Origin of the sequence: Leifsonia sp. ALI-44-B (genome assembly GCF_001984125.1) — a bacterium.
GTDB lineage: Bacteria > Actinomycetota > Actinomycetes > Actinomycetales > Microbacteriaceae > Okibacterium.
This window is the reverse complement of the sequence record NZ_MTQL01000007.1, coordinates 1,323,642-1,343,768: the sequence shown is the minus strand read 5'-3', so window position 1 is coordinate 1,343,768 and position 20,127 is coordinate 1,323,642. Positions and strand designations below refer to the sequence as shown.

The window sequence follows — 20,127 nt, the reverse complement described above, 5'->3', positions numbered from 1 at the left end:
CTACCAGACCGGGCGGTTCGACGAATCGATACCGTCCACCGTCACCCAGTGCTCACCGGGGTTTCCGTTGTAACAACCCGCCTGGGTGGACAGGTTGCCGTTGCCGTCGGTGACGTAGGCCGGGGAGCCGGGGCGGGGGCCCTGCGACGTGTGATACCAGTCGCCGCCGGCGCCATCGGCACCACGGCAGATGACCGTCACGCGCTTGTTCGGAGGGAAGTTCTCCAGCGTGAAGGCGAAGTGGTAGCCGGTGCCCGAGCCGGAGACGGCCTTGATGTCGCCCTTACCGGACGTCACCTTCGGACCAGCGGGAGCAGGGGGCGGCGGCGGCGGGGGCGGCGGCTTCTCAGCCATCGACGCTCCATTGCTGTTTCCCGACCACGGGCTACAACCCGCCTCGGTATTGCAGGCTCTCACGCGGAACGTGTAGCTCCCTGCGGGCAGGTCGCCCGTCTGTGCACGTAGCGCGGTTGTGCGCCCGCTCGTACCGTTGCTGAATTCGTACTCATAAGTAACAGCTGAACCGCCAGTGTCGGTCGTGGCATTCCACTCGCCTTTGACGACACCAGGCGCGTACTGCGGTGCGCTGGCTTTCAAACCACCGGGCGTGGCAGGCGTACCGTAGGACGTGTCCGATTTGGGCGGCGATGCCTCGCTCGTGCCGACCTTGTTGGTGGCCGTGACGGTGAACGAGTATTGCTGGCCATTCTCGCCCGCGAAGCTCAACGTGCAGGGCGCGGCCGTCGGGCACGTCTGAACCGTGCCACCGGGCGTGCGCGTGACCGTGTACTTGGTGATTGGCGCACCGTTGCTCGAGGGAGACGGATTGACGCGCACGGTGATGTTTCGTGGGCTCGTCGACGTCGCGGGAGCCTTCGGCGCATCCGGCTCGCTCATGACTGTGACAGATACTCGGCCTTGAGCCCGCCTCGACGGGTCCTTCGTTGCATCTTCGACCGTATACAACACGCTGATCGTCTGCGCCTTGTCAGGGCCCGGTGTGACCGTGATGTTCTCGCCCTTGACGGCTGCCTGGGCGTTACCCGTCTCGACCGCCGCGTCAACGATGGTGAGCGGCTTGCCGTCGTTGCCGAACGGGTTGAAGTCGTTCTTCAGCACGTTGATCGTCACGGGCTTCGACGGTCGCGCGTCACCTTCGGAATCCCCGACGGCCGACGGGAGCGGTCTGGTCGATTTCACCACGCGCACTGTGACGGTTCCGGGCACCGTGAACTGCTTGAAGGTCACGTTGAACGACAGTGTGGTGGATGTTCCCGGCTGCACTCCGAACGGTGCGCTCACCGAGATCGTGTCACCGTTCAAGACCGGCTCGATGCCGCCGGACGCCCCCGAGAGACCGCTGTAGGTCATCTGCGGGATGAGCGAGGGGTTCGGGTGGTTGGTCGCCGCGCGCAAGTTGACCGTCTGCGCGGGTTCGCCCGCCTCGATGGGAATCTCTTGCGCGATGAACGTCGGCGCGATGTCCTCTTGGTTCGGGTCGCCCACCGTGATGGGAAGCGTCAGGATCTGGTGGCCCGTCGACGTGCCGTCCGAAGCCTCGAACGTGATCGACGCCGGGCCGCGATAGTCGCGTCGGGGCGTGAACGTGAGCGTGGTGTCATCCGGAGCATTGCGGCCACCGGCGCTGTTGGTCGACGAAACAGTGTTCACATCCAGGATGCGGATGGCTTTGCCGCCGGGCGAGTAGGCGACGTCGGAGAGCTTCCACGTTCGGGACTCGTTCATGGGCACGATCTGCTCGGCCAGGTTGGGGCGCAGCTCGGGCGGCATGCCGTCGGAGAAGGGCGGCACGACGATGAACGCAGCCGTCGAGAGGTTGTCGGTCTCGTTGGTGAGACGGTAGGCAATGGCCGCGCGCGTGTCGGTGAGGGTGACGCGCACCTGCCCGTTCGACAGCAGCTCGCCCTGGCCACCGTTGGGGCCCTCGAGGGAGATTTTCAACTCGTCGTTGGTGCCGCCGGGGTTGCTGGCGCCCTCTTTCACATCGATGTCGACGGTCTTCTTGTTGACGACGTCTTTGGCTTCGACGATGTGGTCTTGCACGATGGGCGGTTGCAGGCGCGCCGCGGTCGTGACGCGCACCTGGATGAACGCGTTGTCTGTTCCGCCGTGGCCGTTGTTCATGGCGTATTGCACGCCGAACGTGCGCTCTTCGTCGGGCGCCTGGATTTCGACGTTGGCGCCGGTCACCTTCGCCTCGATCTCGGCGGGCACCTCGACGAGCTTCTTTTCGAGCTTCAGCTCGTAACCGTTGGGGTCCGAGTCGTTTGCCAGCACGGGCACCGTCACGACGCGACCCGGCTGCACCTCGACGATGTCGTCGACGGCCTTGGGCGGCGAAGCCTCTGCGGGGCGCGCGATGACGCCGATGTTGACCGTTCCCTCGGCGGTTGCGCCGTACGTGTCTTTCACCGTGTAGGAGAAGGTGTCGGTTCCGCTGGTGTTCTCGAACGAACGGTACGTGATGCTCGTCGACGTGGAGTCGATGACCGTGCCGAGGGTGGGCGGGTTGGTGAGCCCGTCGTAGACGACCGAGTCGCCGTCGGGGTCGAGACCGTCGAGTGGGATGTTGATCGTCACCGTGGCGCCGCTGAAGACGCGCGCGTTGAGCGTGCGCGGCGAGGGCTGGGAGTTGTTCTTCTCGTCGGGCGCGACGACCGTGAATGTAACCGTCGCGACGGCCGTCTGCTGGAACTCGTCGGTCACCTTGTATTGGGCGGTGTAGGTGCCCGCTTCGGCTGGCGCCTGGTAACGAACCTTGTTGTCGGCGACGAACGCGAGGCCCGCGCTCGGCGCCTGCTGCAGATCGGGCGCGACCTTCATGACGGTGTTGTCGGGGTGCACGTCGTTGTCGAGCACGGGCACCGAGACGATGTCACCCGCGCGCACCGTGATCTGGTCGTCGGCGGGGATGGGCGCCTGGTGCTTCTGGAGCGGCGGGATGGGCACCACGGTGACGGTCGTGACGGCGTCTTGTGTGCCATCCGAAACCGTGTAGCTGAACTGGAGCTGACCCGTGACAGCGGCCGAGGTGGTGACGCGGATGACCTGCAGATTCAGCACCTCGACGGACAGCTGCGCGGCGACCTCGTCGGGCACGTCGACCGACCGCACGGCGAGCACATTGCCCGAGGCCGAGACGTCGTTCGTGAGCACGTTGATCGAGGTGGGCTCATTCGGCCGCAGATAGCCGATGTCGCGCACGGCGATGGGCTTCTGCGCCTGGGCCGGCTTCTCGTTGACCTGCACGCGGATGATTCCGGGGCTCGACTTGCCCGCGGCGCCGACCGTGTACTTGATGTAGAAGGCACCCGGGGCGCCCGAGAGAACGCGGATGCTGTCGTCATCCGGGTTGACCGAGGTCTGCAGGCCGGCCGTGATCGACTCGGCGGCGAGCAGGTCGAGCTTCTCACCCGAGGGCGAGACGTCGTTCTCGAGCGGGAACACGTCGGCGGGCTCGCCCACGAAGGTTTCGATGTAGTCGGGCGTGCCGACGGGGTTGAGCGAGTTCGGCGGCTTGACGTCGAGCACGAACTTGCCCTCGGCGCTGGCCGTGCCGTCGCTCACGACGAACTTGATGTCGCGCGTGCCGAGCTCGCCCGACGTATGGGTGACCGTGATGTAGCCGTCGGGCGAGAAACGCACCTGGTCGCCGGCATCCGAGGCCGCCTGCTGCAGGTAGATGTCGTCACCGTCGGGGTCGCGCCAGTCGGTGAGCGCGTTGTAGGTGACGCTCTTGCCCGATTCGACGGTCGTCGCGGCTTCGCGGTTGGTGATCGGGGCGGCGTTCTGGTCGGCCGCGACGAGTTTCACGTTGACGTTCGCCTCGGCGACACCACCCGGCCGGCCGTCCGAGACCGAGTAGCGGAAGGAGGCCGTGGCGCCCGCGCCCGCGCTCGGGTTGGGCGTGAACTGCAGCGCGCGCCCGCCGTCGACGGTGTCGAGCGTGCCCGTCTCGGGCGGGATGGGGTCGTAGTTGTTGATGACGAGCACGTCGCCGTCGGGGTCGGTGTCGTTGTCGAGCACGCCCAGCACGGTCGATTTGCCGGGGCGCGCGCCGAACTCGTCGTCGCGCGCGAGGGGCGGCCGGTTCTGCTCGGTGCGGTCGGCGATGGTGTCTTCGAACGACTGCGTGGAGGCCTTCTCGTCACCCTCTTCACCCTCGTCCTCTTCGGGCGGGGTGACCTCTTCCCAGTTCTTGACGAGGCGCATGTTCGAGTCGACGAGCCAGACGTCGCCCGACTGGATGTTGTTGAGCGCGATGACGTTGCGGTTGACGCGGAAGACGAGGCTTGCTCCCTTGGAGAGCGGCTCGACATCCTGAACGTCTGTCACCTTCGCGTCACACGCGGCGATGTAGCGGCTCGCGCCAGCCCACGCCCCGTGGATGCATCCGTTGAGGTTGACGGGCGCCGAGACACCCTTGGGGTCGCTCACGGGCGTGGTGATGCGGGCCTTGATAGTGCGCGTGTCGCCGCCGTCGAGGGGCACGTCGATGAGCGTCGAGCCGGTGGCGACGATGACGTTGCCCGCCGTGGCGCTCGGCTGCTGCACCTTGAGGGCCGTGTCGGGCAGCTTGAGCGGCTTGCCCTCGCCCGTGATGATTCGGTTTTTGTCGGTGTCGAGCAGCACGGCCTCTTCGCCGGCCGTCGTGAGTTGGAAGTCCTTGACGGCGGGGATGGTGGTGACGACGGGGTCTCCGCCGTCGGCCTTGTAGGTGTAGAGCTTTTTCTTCGAGGGCGAGACCGCGAAGACCGTGCCCTCTGAGGAGACCGTGGCCTGGGCATCCCGGCCGAGTTTGGCGATGGATTTGGTGTCGGTGATCGAGAAGTTCAGGCCGTTCTGGATGTCGGTGATCCAGAGTTCGCCGTTCGACGGGTCGAGCACCGAGAGGCGCGTGTCGCCGAGGGCGATGGATGCTGCCGGCGGCAGTTCGGCGCGTTCGACAAGGGTGACGTTGGCCGGGTCGATGCGCTCGACGGTGCTTCCCGAGCGGTCGTGCATGAGCACGTTGTCGCCGTTCTGCAGCACGTCGATGTCGTTCGAGACGGTGGCGACCGAGGCATCCAGCTCTTCGATCTGGCGGTTGAGGCGGCCCGCGAGCAGCTTCTGACCGTTGGTCACCCAGACGTCTTTGGCCTGCAGCTCGACGTCGGTGACGGGGAAACCCTGGTGGATGATCGCGGCGGTGACGGGCACGCCGACGAGAACCGAAACGGCAACGATCGACGCGGTGACCTTACGGCCGCGCAGCCACGTTTTCATGCCCATATTCGTTCGCCCCGCCCAAGGAGATATTCACTCGCGTATCGAATCATGTGTGCCCAATGTGATGACACCCGAAAAGGCCACATCAGCTCACTTAAGTTAGCACGCACTTCTCTGGCCCCCGCATCAGGGGTTGTCCTGCTGCGGCCGGTCGAGTAACACGAGGTCTTCGGCGTCGACCAGGCGGCTCGAGACCGCGTACTCGACGAGGCGCGCGCGGCGGCCCGTGGCCAGTTTTCCGCGGCCTCCGCGCAGCCCGCGCACGCCGATTCGATCAAGCTTGTCGCACACGTTGTCGAGCTTGCGATTGAACGCGGTCTGCGTCCATCCGAGTCGCGCCGCCGCCTCTGACGAGGCCGGGATCTCGCCACGACCCGGGGATGTCTGGCGCAGCACGTTCTCGGCCAGCGCCACGATGAGCAGCCGCTGCGAGGTGGTCAGATGCACGGGACCGACCGTCGTCGTGCCGGCCTGCATGGTCGTGAGCGACGAGGTGCCGAAGAACTCGGCTTCGGAGTGGATGGTGAACTCATACGTGGTCGACCCGGCGCTGAACATGACCATGAGTTGCGGGAACACGATGGGCAGGCGGGCGCCGGGGGCCAGCCACGCCTGCACCTGGCCGGTGGTGTCGGTGACCGTGGCCGACAGCAGGTTGCCCACGTTAGACAGCCACCACAGGCCGTTCTCGCTCGAGATCGACAGGAACCGGCGGTGCAGGAACGGGTTCTCGTCGATGACGAGGTCGGATTCGCGGCCGACGAAGAAGGGCTGGTCGGGCGTGAGGTCGTACCACTCCCCCACGAATTCGATACGCGGCGGCTTCATCGGCTACACATCTCCGTGGGTTCGAGCGACAGTTTTCCGCCGCGGTTGATGCTGACCTCGATGCAGACCGTCTGGCCGGGCTGGACGCCCTCGATGAGGGCCTCGGTGTTGGGCGTCGAGATGGGGTCGGTGGCGGGCCCGTCGGTGCGCTGCCAGACGTAGCGGTCGCCCTCTTCGCCGTCGGGGTTCGACCACGTGAAGGTGAGCGCCGTGGCGTCGCCGTTGGGCGTGATGGCGCCCGCGACGGGGCTCGGGATGCCGACCGTGTCGATATCGCTCGAGGCCTCGGGCGTGGGTTTGGCCGGGCCCTGGGCGGGCGGGGCGAAGACGATGGCTGCCGTGACGGCGGCGGCGAGGACGACCGCGGTGCCGGCGGCGGCCCAGATGGGCCAGCGCTTGCGGGGGGTGCGGGCCGCGTCGGGGTCGGCGCCGCCTGTGCCGGTGCCGGTGCCGCCTGCGGCCCGGCCGGAATCGGCGTCGGAGGCCGCGCCGGGCTCGGCGATGACGCGCGGGCGCAGGACGGTGTTCTCGCCGAGCGGGCGCGCGGGTGCGGCTGCGGCTGCCCCCGGGCTGCCGGGTGCGGGGGCCGCGGGCATGTCGCCGGGCGTGATGCGCGGGCGCTTCGGATCGGCCGTTCGTGAACCCGATGCGGAACCGGCCGCCGGGCCCGCCGAGGTGGGTTGAGCGTCGACCGGCGTGACGCCGCGGATGACTGTGGGGTCGGCCGCGGGCGCAGGTGTCGGGGCCGCGGGGGCGGTAGGTGCCGCCGACGCGGGCGTGCGCGGTCGATCCTCGGGCTGCGCCTCGATTGTCGAGACCTGGCGGATGCGGGTGGCGTCGCCGTTCTCGTGCTGCGAGTCATCCGGCCGCTGTTCGACGATGAGGTTGGGCACGTCGATGGGCGTCGGCGAGTAGGACAGCTCCATCTCGACCCGCTGCAGGGCGCGCGCGAAGTCGACGGCCGTGGCGTAGCGGTGCGACCGGTCGACGGCCATGCCCTTGTTGAGCACGGCGACGAGCGATCGCGGAACATCGGTGCGGTTGAGCGGCGTAATCGTGCCGCGCTCGATGCGCCCGATCAGATCGACCGTGCCGTTGGGCTTGCCGGGCACCTCGAACGGTGTGTGGCCGGCGAGCAGCGTGTACAGGGTGGCGGCGAGTGAGAAGACGTCGCTGCGCACATCCGGCTGCGGGTGCTCCTCGAAGAGCTCGGGCGGGCACCACGGGATGCTCATGCCCACCGTGCCCGTCGACGTGGCGCCCTGCGGTGCGTTCACGGCGTCGGCGGCCTCGTGGGCCGGCAACTCGGTGTCGACGGCCGAGGAGATGCCGAAGTCGGCGAGCGCGGGCCATCCGTAAGCATTCGTGAGCACGTTGGCTGGCTTGATGTCGCGGTGCAGGATGCCGGCGGCGTGAGCGGTTGCGACGGCGCTCGACACGCGCACCCCCGTGCGGAGGGCGTCGACGACACTGAACTTCGCTCGCTTGTATTGCTCGGCGAGCGATGGGCCGGCGCAGTACTCCATGACGAAGTAGGGGCGGCCGTCGTCGGTCACGGCGGCGTTGTAGATCGTGACGATGTAGGGGTGTGCCGACAGCTGCGCCATCAGGTTGGCCTCGGCCACGAACGCGCGACGGGACTCGTCGGTCGTCTCCTCGGCCGCGAGAACCTTCACGGCCACGAGGCGGCGGGGCAGCTCCTGCTGGTAGAGGTAGACGTCGCTGAAACCGCCGGAACCGAGCACGCGGTCATAGGTGAGGCCGGCGAGCCGCGGCGGGGCGGCGACGGGACGTTGCGCCACCTATGCCTCCGCAATCGTCAGGGTGATGCCGCTGCCGAGGTCGACCACTGTGCCCACGATGACGGGCGTCGGTTCGCCGCCGCGCAACGAGAGCGGTGGTTTGCCGGGCTGGATCACCTGGGTGCCGTTCGACGACAGGAGGTCGGTGACGACGACGGTGCCGCCCTCGACCGCGATGCGCACGTGGTTGCGCGAGATGTCGTCGGCGCTGAGCGTGATGAGGTGCGGAAGAACCGAGGCAGGAACGTTGGAGACGCTCGGCGCGCGGCCGATGATGACGGGCGCGTTGAGTTCTTGCGAGCGGCCGTCGGGCAGCACGAGCACGTACCCACCGAAGCGGTGGGCGTCGGCGCTGTCGCCCAGGGCAGGTGCGGGGGCGGATGCTGCGGATGCGCCCGCCTGGTCGCCGCCGGCGCGGGCGCGGCTCTCCTCGCGGGCCTGACGGATGTCGGTCGAGAACACCGTGCTGCCGTCGTGGTCGCCCGACGCGACGGTGGGCGTCGCTGCGGTGGCCGTCGAGGATGCAGGGACGCTTGCCGAGGCGGGGGACCCCGAGGCTTCGCCGTCCTCCTCGTCCTCCTCGGCGACGGCGGCCTGACCGACCGGCCGGAAGATGGTGGCACCGAAGAGGTAGTCGTAGCTGTCGGCGTCGGAGGCGGGGCCGGCAGGGCTGGCGGCGCTAGTGGCGTTGGCCGCCGAGCTCGCCGTCGTCGTGTGGAAGACGCGGGTCTCCTCGACCGGGGTGGCCGGCACATCGGAGTCGGCGCTCTCGGCCGGGTTCGCGTCACTCTCAGCAGGGCTTGCGGCACTCTCGGCCGGGCTTGCGGCGCTCTCCGCAGCTGAGGTCGATAAGGCCGACGTCGCAGCCGTGTTCGCCTCGGGCGCGGCGTTCGCGGCGGCCTGCTCGCGGCGGCGCGCACGCGTCGGCACGATGACGGTCGCGCCGTCGATGGCGTCGTCGACCTCGGTGAGCTGAGCCACGGCCTGGGCGGCGGCTTCGGCCCCGCGAGCGCCCGAGAGCGCGGAGGCTGCGGCATCCGTTGCCACCGACGTCGCCCAGACGGCACCCCCGGTGAACGGCAGATCGAGAGGGGATGCCGGGGCGTCACTCGCAGCGTCGGAGGAACCAGCGGATGCGGCGCCCGTCTCGACCGTGAACCCCGTCGCGCCGTCGACCAGCTGCTCGCTCCACGTCATGAAGCCGCCGGCCACGACGCGCACGTCGCCGCCGTCGCTGTGCACGGTGACCTCGGGCGTGCCTCGGACGATCACGCCGAGACCCTTGCCGCCCATGTCGCCGTCGACCCAGAACAGCAGAGCGAACGGCCCCGTGGATTCGAGCCCCTGCGACGACAGGATGTCGACGAGATTCGACACCGAGGTGCCCGCGTCGAGCACCGCCAGGCAGCGTTCAGCGCGCGCGGCGTCGCCGTCGATGCGCGCCAACAGCAGTCGCCCGGTCGCCGCGACGACCAACCAGTCGCCCGCCGCTCCGGGCGTGTAGAGATACCCCGTCATCGTGTCCCCTAAAGCCTCGGAAGGGTCTTCTCGAGATAACCGAGTGACCGATTTTCATGATATCCCGGGCCCGGAGGCGTGGGGTCGAGCGTCGTCGCTCGCACCACCAGCACGGTCACGTTGTCGCGGGCGCCGTTCTCGATCGCCAGGCGCAGCAATTCGCCCGCCGGATCGTCGGCGTTGGTGGCGAGTACGGAGCGGATCTTGTCGTCGGAAACCTCGCGCGTGAGGCCGTCTGAACAGATGAGGAACGTTTGTTGACCCGACGTGGGCAGCAGCCAGACGTCGGCATCGGCATCCGCATCGACCCCCACGGCTCGCGTGACGACGTTGCGTTCGGGATGCCGCTCGGCTTCGTCTGAGGTGATGCGACCCTGATCGAGCAGCTCTTGCACGGCGGAGTGGTCGACCGTGATCTGCTCGAACTCGCCGTCGTCGAGCAGGTAGACGCGGGAATCGCCGATGTTGAAGGCCATCCAGTGCAGGTCTGTTTGCGCGGACAGGGTGACGAGGGCGAGCCCGGCGACGGTCGTGCCGGCAATGCCGACCTCTTCGGACCACGACGCGATCTGGGCGTTGGCGGCCGTCAGCGCGGTGAAAACGGCTTCGGGGCTGGTGGCGACACCGGGGCGGATGCTGTGAGCCAACGATTCGACGACGGCCCGGCTCGCGAGGTCTCCTCGCGTATGCCCACCCATGCCATCGGCGACCGCGAAGATCGGGGCTTGGGCGAAGAAGCTGTCTTCGTTGATCTCGCGCACGCAGCCCGTGTCGCTGACACCGGTCACCGTCACGGTGACGATGCGCTTCGCTGAGGCGATCGTGGATTCTCGGGCCATCACCCCCTCAGCCTAGGGGTTTGGCGGGCTGGCGCGATGGGGACTTCTCTCCATGCGCCTCACGAAGACCCTCGTCAGCGGACGACGGCGTAGTCGGTGCTCGTGCCCAGCCCGGTGAGGAACGGCGCGGCCGACGCCGCGAAAGCTCCGACGGTCGCATCGTCGGTCGCCACCAGGTGCCGGGCGAAGGCCGCATAGCGCAGGGTGTTGTGGGCGCCCGCGATGCCGGGGGCCGCGGTTTCGCCGTCGAGCCGGGGTGCGTCGCCCTCGAGCGTCGACCACGTTGCGCGGGTGGGGTTCGAGCGGCCGTCGAGTTTGGGCACGGCATCCTGCGTCAATTCGAGCGAGAGCACCGAGACCGATGCGGGGATGGCGAAGCTCGCGATGGGCGCGCCCGCCGTGAGGATGTGGGTGACGGTGAAGGGGAAGTCGGGGTCGGAGACGAGCTGCGCCGCCGTGATGCCGCCCAGGCTGAAGCCCACCATCATCACGTGATCGGTGGCCGTGATCCCCGCCTCGGTCATGGCCGCCGTGACCGCGCGGCCGAGCGCCGTCTGCGCGCCCGACATGGCCACGACATCGGCGACGACGTCATTGGGATGGCTCGCGGCCATGGGGTCGATGAAGCTGCCCTGCGTCGAGGGGATCTGCACGGTCCACGCCCCCGAATCGAGCTTCGTGATGCGGATGTCGGCGAACGAGGTGCCGCCGCGCAGATCGATCTCCTGCTGCACCGCGAAGAGCGCCGCGACATCGGATGCGGGTTGCGGCGTCGCCGCGCCCGGCGTGAGCGCTGCGGCGGCCGGCGTGACAGCGGCCGAGGCAGAGCCGGCGAATCCCACGATGCCGGGGAACACGCCTGCGAGGTTCGCCTCGACGACGGCACGATCGAGAACGGGAAGCAGGGCGACCGACGGCGCCGCGTGACCGGCTGCGGGCCCGGCGTCACCGAAGGCCCCGAGCAGGGAGCCGATCGACACCATGGCCGCCGCGATGCGGGTCGCGCCGAATGCGGTCGCGCTGTGCACGCCACCGTCGGCGGCAACCGGTTGAGCGATGCTGGCACCGATGAGGGCGAGGCCGGCCGGCCCGAACAGGCCCGCCGCGGACGAGCTCAGCAGGGCACCGCCGTTTGCAGCGACCCAGGCGAACGCTCCGGCGCCTTCACCCGCGAGCACGTTGACATCGTCGAGGAGTGACGCGGCGATCTCCTGGCCGGCCACGGCGATCGCATCGGCCCGAGAAACGCCGACTCCGGCGCCGAGACTGGCCACCGCGATCAGCGTCGGGAGGGCGACCGTGCGGGGATGACGTAACACGCGCACGATGCCACGGCGGGTCGCGCCGGCCGCGGTCGTGATGGCCGTGGCGAGGGTGCCGCGCACGCCGTCGAGGGTGAGATCAGGGGCGTCGAGAGCGGGTAGCGCGAGGCGCAGGGTCGACCGTGACAGCCCCCTCGATTCGCCCGCGTGCGACACGTGGCACTCTCTCCCCTGGGCCCGGTGGTGCGTTCGGGCGTATCTGACGGTGTCCCCGGCTGGTTGCAGACACGGATGTCGGCACGATTACCGCGCGCCTTCGCCCGGGATGCTCGTGTCGCTCGACCACTTCACTGCACCCAGCCTTCTCCGTCAGATAACCACATTCCCGCGCGCGGACGGCAGGGAGTATTACCCCCAATTAGGGTACGTTTTCCGCGTTTACGGCGTGTCTGTCCTCCAAAAGGAGGACTCCCGACCCCCTGAACGGGGGCCGGGAGTCCGGAAGTAGAGCTTGCCTCGCGGCGAGGAGAGGTGTTAGCCCTTGATGGCGTTGGCCAGCTCCTGGTCGGTGTTCTGCAGAGCGTCGGCAGCCTTGTTCAGGTAGTCAGACAGACCCTGGATGCCCGAAACAGCCTGCGTGGCACCGGTCGTGAACTGCGTGTAGGAGTCGTGGAAAGCACCCGACGCCGCGTCGGTCACGAAGCCCGACGACACCAGGTCGCCGACCAGACGCTGCAGCTCGTTGAGCTTGTCCTCGAGGGCGCCCTTACCGGTCGACAGCTGGCCGGCAGCGGTCTTGAGGTCACCGTAGGTTACGTTGAGGTTTGCCATGATGTTGCTCCTTTTGTGGGTGAAAACGGGGTGGTACTGATGTCAAGTTATGGATGCCGGTGGGTTCTGCGTCACCGTCTAGAAGAAACCTAACGAATGGATTCGGCGGCGTCGATGGGGAGCACTCCCCATGCGACTCCCCCTCCGGGCTCCCCCTTAGGCCAGGGGCATCTGCACGCGCTGGAACTTGCCCGACGCCACCATCACGCCGCGGCCCTCGGGGAACTCGGCGCGCGTCATCCGGGGCAGGGATGTCTTCACGATGACTTCGCCGTCCATGGTCTCGGGCTGCAGCAGCAGGCCCCGGCGCGCGTTCTTGAACTCGCCGAGCAGCGGCCACGAGCTGGTCCACGAGCTCGATTCCGCCTCGCCGATGACGAGGTGGTCGCTGCGCTTGGCCGTGCGGATCATGTCGACGAGCGGGTTGTCGGCCGAGGTCTGCAAGAAGTCCGCGAGTTGCTCGATGATCACGACGATGCGGCCCTCGGTGTCCTCGTCGGACATCGCCGCGCTCAGGTCCTTCGCCAGTTCGGCGGCCTGCTCGATGGTGGTCGCCGTGGCCACGAACGCGGGGTCGCTGGCGAGCGGCGAGCGCTTGTTGCCCACGTAGTAGAGGCGGGTGTCGTCGCTCGCGCGTCGCAGCGTGGCGGCGAGCGCGCGCAGGGCATTCGACCGGCCGGATGCGGGCGGGCCCGACACGAGGAACGTTCCGGCTGCTTCGAGCCCCACCGGCCCGAGGTTCTCGTCGCCGATGCCTACGACGGGCAGGCCGTTGACGGTGGCCGGCAGATCGTCGACGGGGTATTCGCGCGGCAGCGATCGCACCGGCGGCACGGGTTTGACGCCCGCGCGCGTCATGGCGGCGGCGAGTGCGGCGGTGGCCTGCGATTGTTCGGCGAGCACGGGCGTTCCGCCGAGCACCGCGATCTGGGTCTCCTCGCCCTCGACGATGGCTCGCCCGGCCGGTGACGCGGCGCTCAGGATGTCGTTGGGCACGTCGAGCAGGCCGTAGCCTCCGTCATCCGCGAGTCTCAAGACGACGCGACCCTGCACGCTCGACGACACCGAGCCGGGCACCGAACCCGGGCGGTCGGCCGTGAAGGCCACGTGGATGCCGAGCTGGCGCCCGTCGGCGATGATGTCCTGGAACACGCCGTACCACTGCGTTCGGCCCGAGGGAACCTCGTAATCGGCCCGGAACGCGGGGAACCCGTCGATGAGCAGCAGGATGCGCGGCTCCTCGGGTTTGTTCGCCAACCGCCGGTAGTCGACGATCGATGCCGCGTTGGCCTCGGCGAAGCGGGGTGCGCGCGATTCGAGCTGCTGTTTGAGGTAGCGCATGAGCCGCACGACGCGTTCGTTGTCGTCGCCGTTGATGATCGAGCCCACGTGGGGCAGCGTCTCGAGCATGCGCAGGCTGCCGGCGCCGAAGTCGAGGCCGTAGACCTCGACGGGTCCGCCGCGCGGCGTGATGGCCGCGGCCGTGGCGATGGTGCGCAGAACCGTGCTCTTGCCCGTTCCACCCGTGCCGTAGACGACGAGGTGGCCGTCGAGGTCGGGGCGGAAGTAGGCGGGCTTCTGCTGCTGCGAGTCGGGCAGGTCGGTCACGCCGAGGAGCAGTTCGGCGTCGCTGCGCTGCCGCAGCTTGCCGAGGTCGTACACCTTGGCGAGTTCGTCGAGCCAGGGGCGACGGGGCGCGGGGATGGCCGCGGATGACGACGCCTGGATGATAGACGTGACGAGCCGCTGCTGGTCGGTGGGCCCGAGGTCACGGTTCTCGTCGACGTCGGTGCGACGCGCCTCCTCCCAGCGGTTCTCGGCGCCGAAGCGCAGCTCGGAAACCTCGATGCCCGGGCGCTCGGGTTCGCGCGCCGTCCATCCGCCGGCGTAACCGGACTGGAAGGTGCGCAGGCGGCCGGGGCCCGTTTTGGCGAGGCCGCGGCCCGGAATAGCTGGATCGAAGTGCGCGGCATCCTTCACGCCCACGACGTCTTGGCTGTCGCTCTCATCGGCCATGCGCAAAGCGACGCGGAGGTTGGTATTGGCGCGCAGGTTGTCTTTGATGACGCCCGCGGGTCGCTGCGTGGCCATGATGAGGTGGATGCCGAGCGAACGTCCGCGCTGGGCGATGTCGACGACACCGTCGACGAACTCGGGCACCTCGCCCACGAGGGCGGCGAACTCGTCGATGACGAGCACGAGCGCCGGCGGGCTGTCGGGGTCGCCGCGCTTCTCCAGTTCGAGAAGGTCTTTGGCCTTTTTGCGGTTGAGCAGGTGCTCGCGGAAGTGCAGCTCGGCGCGCAGGCTGGTCAGGGCGCGGCGCACGAGGTGCGGGCTCAGGTCGGTCACGAGACCCACGCAGTGCGGCAGCGTGACGCAATCGGCGAAGGCCGAACCACCCTTGTAGTCGACGAAAAGGAACGTGACGCGGTCGGGGCTGTACTCGGCGGCCATTCCGAGCACCCACGCCTGCAGGAACTCGCTCTTGCCGGCACCCGTCGTGCCACCCACGAGGGCGTGCGGGCCCTGCGTACGCAGGTCGAGGTGCATGGCTTCGACGCCGGCCGATCCGACCGTCGCGCGCAGCTTGCCGGCGCGACGCTTCTTCGGCTCGACGCCGGGGCGCCGGTCGTGGATCGAGTTGTTCTGGCGCCACCGGTCGATGACGGCCTCGCTCTGTTCGACGAGTTCGTGGCCGAGCAGGCTCACCATCGACACCGAGCGCGGCAGGTCGCTCGAGTCGGCCGCGATGGCGCCAGCATCGATGACGGATGCGAGGCGCTTGGCGTAGTCGAGCGCGACCGTCTCGTCGATCAGCTCGGTGACGGCGTCGTCGACGGTCTCGCCCAGGCGCACGAGGCCCACGACGGCGTTCTCGTCGCCGTTCGGCAGGGACAGGTAGGTGCGGCAGACGGCGGGCAGCGCGGGCACGTCGTCGGCAACCCAGATCGGGTAGATGCCGACATCCGCGGCCTGTTCGGCGAGCTGCACGAGGCGCGCGCGGTCGACCGACACGTCGTCCGAGATGATGACGACGACGGCGGGCAGGGGTGCGTCGACGCCGTCGTCCTGGCCCTCGCCGACATCCGCACCGCGTTCGATGGCGGCGCGGTCGATGCGCAGGGCGCCACGTTTCGCGGCCTTGCGCTTGTCCGCCGCGCGCTGCTGCACGAGACCCTCGAGCTCCGAGAGCAGGGCGGCGGCGCTGGAGGCGCCGTCGGCGAGGTGGATGCCCTCGATGGGGCTCTGCGGCGACGAGGTGTGCGGCATCCACTTCAGCCAGGTCAGGCGTTCGGACCAGGCGGGGCTCACGAGGGCGGCGACGGCCATTTCGCCGGGCGAGTGCAGGGCCGTCAGCTGCACGAGGATGCTGTTGAGCGCACCCGCCGCAGCGGCCCCCTTGCCGGCGACGCCGAGCGCGCCGGAATCGTAGAGGTTGTCGATGAGGGGCACGCCGGGCACGAATGCGGTCTTCTCGATGAGGGCGTCGAGGCGTTCCTGGAACTTGGGCAGCAGGTCGCCGCGTTCGCTGGTCTTGATCGAGTTGCGCGAACGCATCGACCCCACGCCGAGGCGCACGTTGAGGAAGGCCCAGTGCTCGGGGCGACGCGTCCACAGGGCCGGGCCGCGGCGCATGGCCTGCTCGAGCGCCTCACCCGTCGAGGGCGCCTCGGCGAGTCGCACCTCGCGTTCGATGATGGCCTCGCGCTGCAACCTCTCGTCGAGGTCTTCGAGGTGCGTGTCGAACTGCGCGATGGCATTTTTCAGGCGGCGCTTGTCGCGTGTGCGCGTGGTGAGGTAGTTGCCGATGAGCATCATGGGCGTCATGGCCACGAAGAGCAGCGAGATGGGGTTCTTCGTGATGAGGAACATGGCCCCGCCGAGCAGCATGGGCGTGAGCATGGCGAGTAGGGGGAACGGCTGGTTCTCCTTCTCGGCGGGCACCTCGGGCGCTGCGAACTCCTGGCCGGCATAGCGGCGCTCGACGCGGGGCGACCGGTTGAAGAAGATGGGCCCGGCCTTGGGTGCGCCGGCACCCGCCACGCTCTCGTGCACGCGGATGCGCAGCTCGGTCTCGCCGAGCAGGATGGTGTCGACGTCGCGCACGTGCAGACGCGTGACGATGCCGCCATCCACCTCGACGCCGTTGGCCGAGCCCAGGTCGATGACGTCGACGCCGTCGCCCACCTCGAGCCGCACGTGCTTCTTCGACACCATGCGGTCGTCGAGCACGATGTCGCACACGTCTTCGCGGCCGATCGTCACACTGCCCTCGCTGAGCGACAGGGTGCGGCCCTTCTCCGATCCCGTCAGGATCTCGAGCGTGGCGAGCGTGGGCGCGTTGCCCGTTTTGGCGGGCGAGAAGTAGCGGCCGGCCTCGGTCAGCGCGACGGTCGCGCCCGAGCCGATCCAGGCTTCACCCACGGGGGCATCGGGCGGCAGCGTGAGCCACTCGCTGTGCCCGGGCAGCGCTGCCTGCAGAGTGAGATCGGGCAGCGCGTCATCCGAGACACCGGATGCGGGAGCCCCGGCACCAGCGCTCGGGCCGGCGTTGCCGTCCGCCTGGAACGGCGACGCCGGGTCGACGCGGGCGATCGTCGCCGCCACCTCGGCGATGGTGGCGGCGGCATCGGTCGTGACGACGATGTCTTCAGTGCTGCCCGAGGATCGCGCAAGAGTGAGCTTCAGTCGCATGGGGTGTCGTACCTTTCACCGGGCAGGCCCGGCGGCATGTCTCACCCCGGGACGGTCTTACCCTACCCGTGAGCGGTCGCTCTGCGCCGCCAACTCGTCGTCGTAGACGCGGCGCGCCTCGGCGTGCTGTTCGCGCAGCTTGCGTCCGCGGCGACCCACCCAGGCCCCGAACCAGATCGGCAGCTCGCGGGCGACGATGAAGGCCAGCAGCGCGCGCGAGTCGATGAGCGAACGGAAGACGAAGTCGGTGAAGTCCTCGGGGCGCGATTCGGCGAGCGAGGCCGTGACCGACAGCACGGCCACGACGCTGGCGTAGGCGAGGACACCGACGATGAGGCCGAAGAGCACGTGCAGCCATCCGCCGGCCCGGTTCACGATGAGGACCCAGAGGATGCAGGCCACCAGGTAGACGAGCACGGGCACCCAGAAGACCGGGGTGCCGAGGGCCTGGAGGACGCCCTGGGTGCCGTCGTCGACCGACGGGTCGAGGAAGAAGAAGGTGACGAGGTAGATGATCGCGCCATAGATGGCCGCGAAGACGAGGCTCGAGAGCAGCATGACGCCGATGCCGAAGCCGCGGTTGCTGCGCTTCACGGGCGTGGTCGGGGCCTGCACCTGGATCGAGCGGCGCTCCTCGTCGTTGACCGTGTGCGCGGTCGTCGTCGTGCCGCGCTCGTCGCGGATGGCGGCGCGCTCGCGGTCGGTGAGGTCGCCGTCGGTGTGGGTCGCAGTCGCGGTGTTGTCGGTGTGGGCGGCGGTCGCGGTGTTGTCGGTGTTCGCGGCGCGGTCTGCGTCGCCTGTGCGATCGGCGCGCGAGTCGTTGTCGTGACGCGTGTCGTCGTGGCGCGCGGCGGCGACGGATGCGGCACCCGCGGTTCCGGCGACGCCCGCGGCGGCCGGGGCGAAGCTGTGGTCGCGCGTGTCTTCGTCGTGAACGCGCGCATCTGAGGCGCGGTCGGCGTCGAGCGTGCCGTCGTGTCCCGTGTGTGAAGCCGCGGCGTCGTGATCGGATGCGCTCAGGTTGTCGGTCGCGTCCGCATGGGTCGCCCGGGGCGACTCGTGAGTTTCGTGCGTCTCGTGCGACCCAACGGGCAGGACAGGTGCGGCCGGTCTCGAGTCGGCGTGCGCGTCATGCGCATCGTCCGACCGCGCGCCGTCGGCGGTGCGCGGCGCTGCGGCCTGCTCGTCGACCACGGGGTCGTACATCTCGGTCTCGCGCACGGTGCGGTCCTCTTCTGCGGGCACGGCGTCGTAGTCGACGACATAGTGTTCGCCCGGCTCCGGCTGCGTCACGGGGGGCTGCTGCTCACCGTTCACGTCGCGGTTGCCGCGGTCGTCGCGTGCGTCGTGCTCGTCGTGCTCGTTCGTCGCCATGTCGTGCTCCTCGCTGTTCCGGGCCGGGCCCGCGTGGCGCCCACTCTACTGCGGGGCGTGGGCGGGTCGCACGAGGTGGCGCCGCGAGGCGATTTATGCGTCGGTGGCCGAATCGTCGCTGCCGAAGGGGTGCAGGATGCGGCGGAGGAACTGCTTGGTGCGCTCTTCGCGCGGCGACTGGAACACCTGTTTCGGCGCCCCGCGCTCGACGATCACACCGCCGTCGAGGAACACGACCTCGTCGGCGACCTCGCGCGCGAACGCGAGTTCGTGCGTGACGACGACCATGGTCCAACCCTCGGACGCGAGCTCGGCGATGACGGCGAGCACCTCGCCCACGAGTTCGGGGTCGAGCGCCGAGGTGGGCTCGTCGAAGAGCAGCAGATCGGGTTTCATGGCGAGGGCGCGCACGATTCCGACGCGCTGCTGTTGCCCGCCCGAGAGTTCGAACGGGTAGGAGTCACGTTTGTCCGCCAGGCCCACGCGCTCGAGCAGCACGAGCGCTTCGGCCGTTGCCTGTTGCTTCGGCATCCGCTGCACCTGCACGGGGCCCTCGATCACGTTCTCGAGCACGGTGCGGTGGGGGAAGAGGTTGTAGTGCTGGAAGACCATCGACGTGCGGTTGCGCGCCGCCAGCACACCCTGGCGGATGTCGCGGCCGGCGAAGTCCACGCGCACATCGGACCCGATCTCGAGCACACCCGCTTCGGGGCGTTCGAGGCCGTTGAGCGATCGCAGGAGCGTCGTCTTACCCGAGCCCGACGGGCCGATGAGCGCCAGCACCTGGCCGCGCGCGACATCCAGGTCGACACCGCGCAGCACGCGGTTCTCGCCGAAACGCTTCTCGAGACCCGAGACCCGCAGCAGAGGTTGGCTCACCTGGCCGGGGCGCCGGGTCGGCTCAGTGTGCGACATAGCGGTCCAACCTCTTCTCGAGAACGTTCTGGCCGGTCGACAGGGCCATGCAGATGAGCCAGTAGACGAGGGCCGCTTCGAGGTAGAGCAGCATGAACTCCTGGCTGAAGGCGGCGATGCGCTGGGCCTGCCGGAACAGCTCGGTCACGAGGATCAGCGAGGCCAGGGAGGTGTCTTTGACCAGGCTGATGAACGTGTTCGACAGCGGCGGCACCGACACGCGCGCGGCCTGCGGCAGAATCACGCGGCGCAGGGTCTTGGCGGGCGACATTCCGAGCATGTACCCGGCCTCCCACTGCCCCTTCGGCACCGACAGGATGGCCGCGCGAATGACTTCGGCCGCATAGCCACCTACGTTGAGCGAGAACGCGATGATGGCGCTCGGCCACGGGTCGAGCTTGATGCCGAGGGACGGCAGCCCGTAGAAGATCACGAAGAGCTGCACGAGCAGGGGTGTGCCGCGGATGATCGAGATGTAGACGCGCGCGATGCCCGAGAGCAGGCGGTTCTTCGACAGCCGCATGAGGGCAACGCCGAGAGCCAGCACGAGGCCCACGACGAACGACACGAGCGCGAGCGGGATCGTGCCCATGATGGCGCCCGAGACGATGGGCCAGAGGGAGGTCCAGAAGAGTTCGAGATTGTCCATCGGATGCCTCACCTCTCGTCTCTCGCTCGTTGATCACGCGGGGCAGCCACCCCGATCGGTCTATCCTCGCAGCCACGGCTGCGCGTCGCACCGGGCTTGCGCTCGTGCGGGGAGCGCCCGGCCGG

General features: G+C 68.8%; 11 protein-coding genes. All 11 read right to left on the bottom strand.

What is annotated here, in order from left to right:
• The gene (locus tag ALI44B_RS13275; protein ID WP_077055069.1) at positions 1–5,286 is read right to left on the bottom strand and encodes an Ig-like domain-containing protein; all 5,286 of its coding nucleotides are present in this window, start codon (positions 5,284–5,286) and stop codon (positions 1–3) included.
• 129 nt (positions 5,287–5,415) lie between these two features.
• A complete protein-coding gene (locus tag ALI44B_RS13270; RefSeq protein ID WP_077055068.1) occupies positions 5,416–6,117 on the bottom strand; it encodes a hypothetical protein in 702 nt (233 codons plus the stop codon).
• Positions 6,114–7,919, bottom strand: a complete 1,806-nt coding sequence (locus ALI44B_RS13265) for a serine/threonine-protein kinase (protein WP_077055067.1) — start codon at positions 7,917–7,919, stop codon at positions 6,114–6,116. Before ALI44B_RS13265 ends, ALI44B_RS13270 begins: the two co-directional genes overlap by 4 nt.
• Positions 7,920–9,437 (bottom strand): FHA domain-containing protein, encoded by a 1,518-nt coding sequence (locus ALI44B_RS13260; protein WP_077055066.1) that lies wholly within the window; start codon positions 9,435–9,437, stop codon positions 7,920–7,922.
• A gap of 8 nt (positions 9,438–9,445) precedes the next feature.
• On the bottom strand, positions 9,446–10,276 hold the full coding sequence (locus tag ALI44B_RS13255) for a PP2C family protein-serine/threonine phosphatase (RefSeq protein WP_077055065.1): 831 nt from the start codon (positions 10,274–10,276) through the stop codon (positions 9,446–9,448).
• A gap of 74 nt (positions 10,277–10,350) precedes the next feature.
• Positions 10,351–11,754 (bottom strand): hypothetical protein, encoded by a 1,404-nt coding sequence (locus ALI44B_RS13250; RefSeq protein ID WP_077055064.1) that lies wholly within the window; start codon positions 11,752–11,754, stop codon positions 10,351–10,353.
• Between the two features lie 318 nt (positions 11,755–12,072).
• The gene (locus ALI44B_RS13245; RefSeq protein ID WP_077055063.1) at positions 12,073–12,369 is read right to left on the bottom strand and encodes a WXG100 family type VII secretion target; all 297 of its coding nucleotides are present in this window, start codon (positions 12,367–12,369) and stop codon (positions 12,073–12,075) included.
• 156 nt (positions 12,370–12,525) lie between these two features.
• Positions 12,526–17,064: a type VII secretion EssC family protein gene (locus ALI44B_RS13240; RefSeq protein ID WP_077055062.1), complete on the bottom strand. Its 4,539-nt coding sequence runs from the start codon at positions 17,062–17,064 to the stop codon at positions 12,526–12,528.
• A gap of 57 nt (positions 17,065–17,121) precedes the next feature.
• Positions 17,122–18,438, bottom strand: coding sequence for an MFS transporter (locus ALI44B_RS13235; protein ID WP_077055061.1), 1,317 nt, complete (start codon positions 18,436–18,438; stop codon positions 17,122–17,124).
• Positions 18,439–18,531: 93 nt separating this feature from the next.
• Positions 18,532–19,353 (bottom strand): amino acid ABC transporter ATP-binding protein, encoded by an 822-nt coding sequence (locus tag ALI44B_RS13230; RefSeq protein WP_077055060.1) that lies wholly within the window; start codon positions 19,351–19,353, stop codon positions 18,532–18,534.
• Complete coding sequence (locus tag ALI44B_RS13225) at positions 19,340–20,002, bottom strand: amino acid ABC transporter permease (protein WP_077055059.1); 663 nt, start codon at positions 20,000–20,002, stop codon at positions 19,340–19,342. Before ALI44B_RS13225 ends, ALI44B_RS13230 begins: the two co-directional genes overlap by 14 nt.
• Between the last annotated feature and the right edge of the window lie 125 nt (positions 20,003–20,127).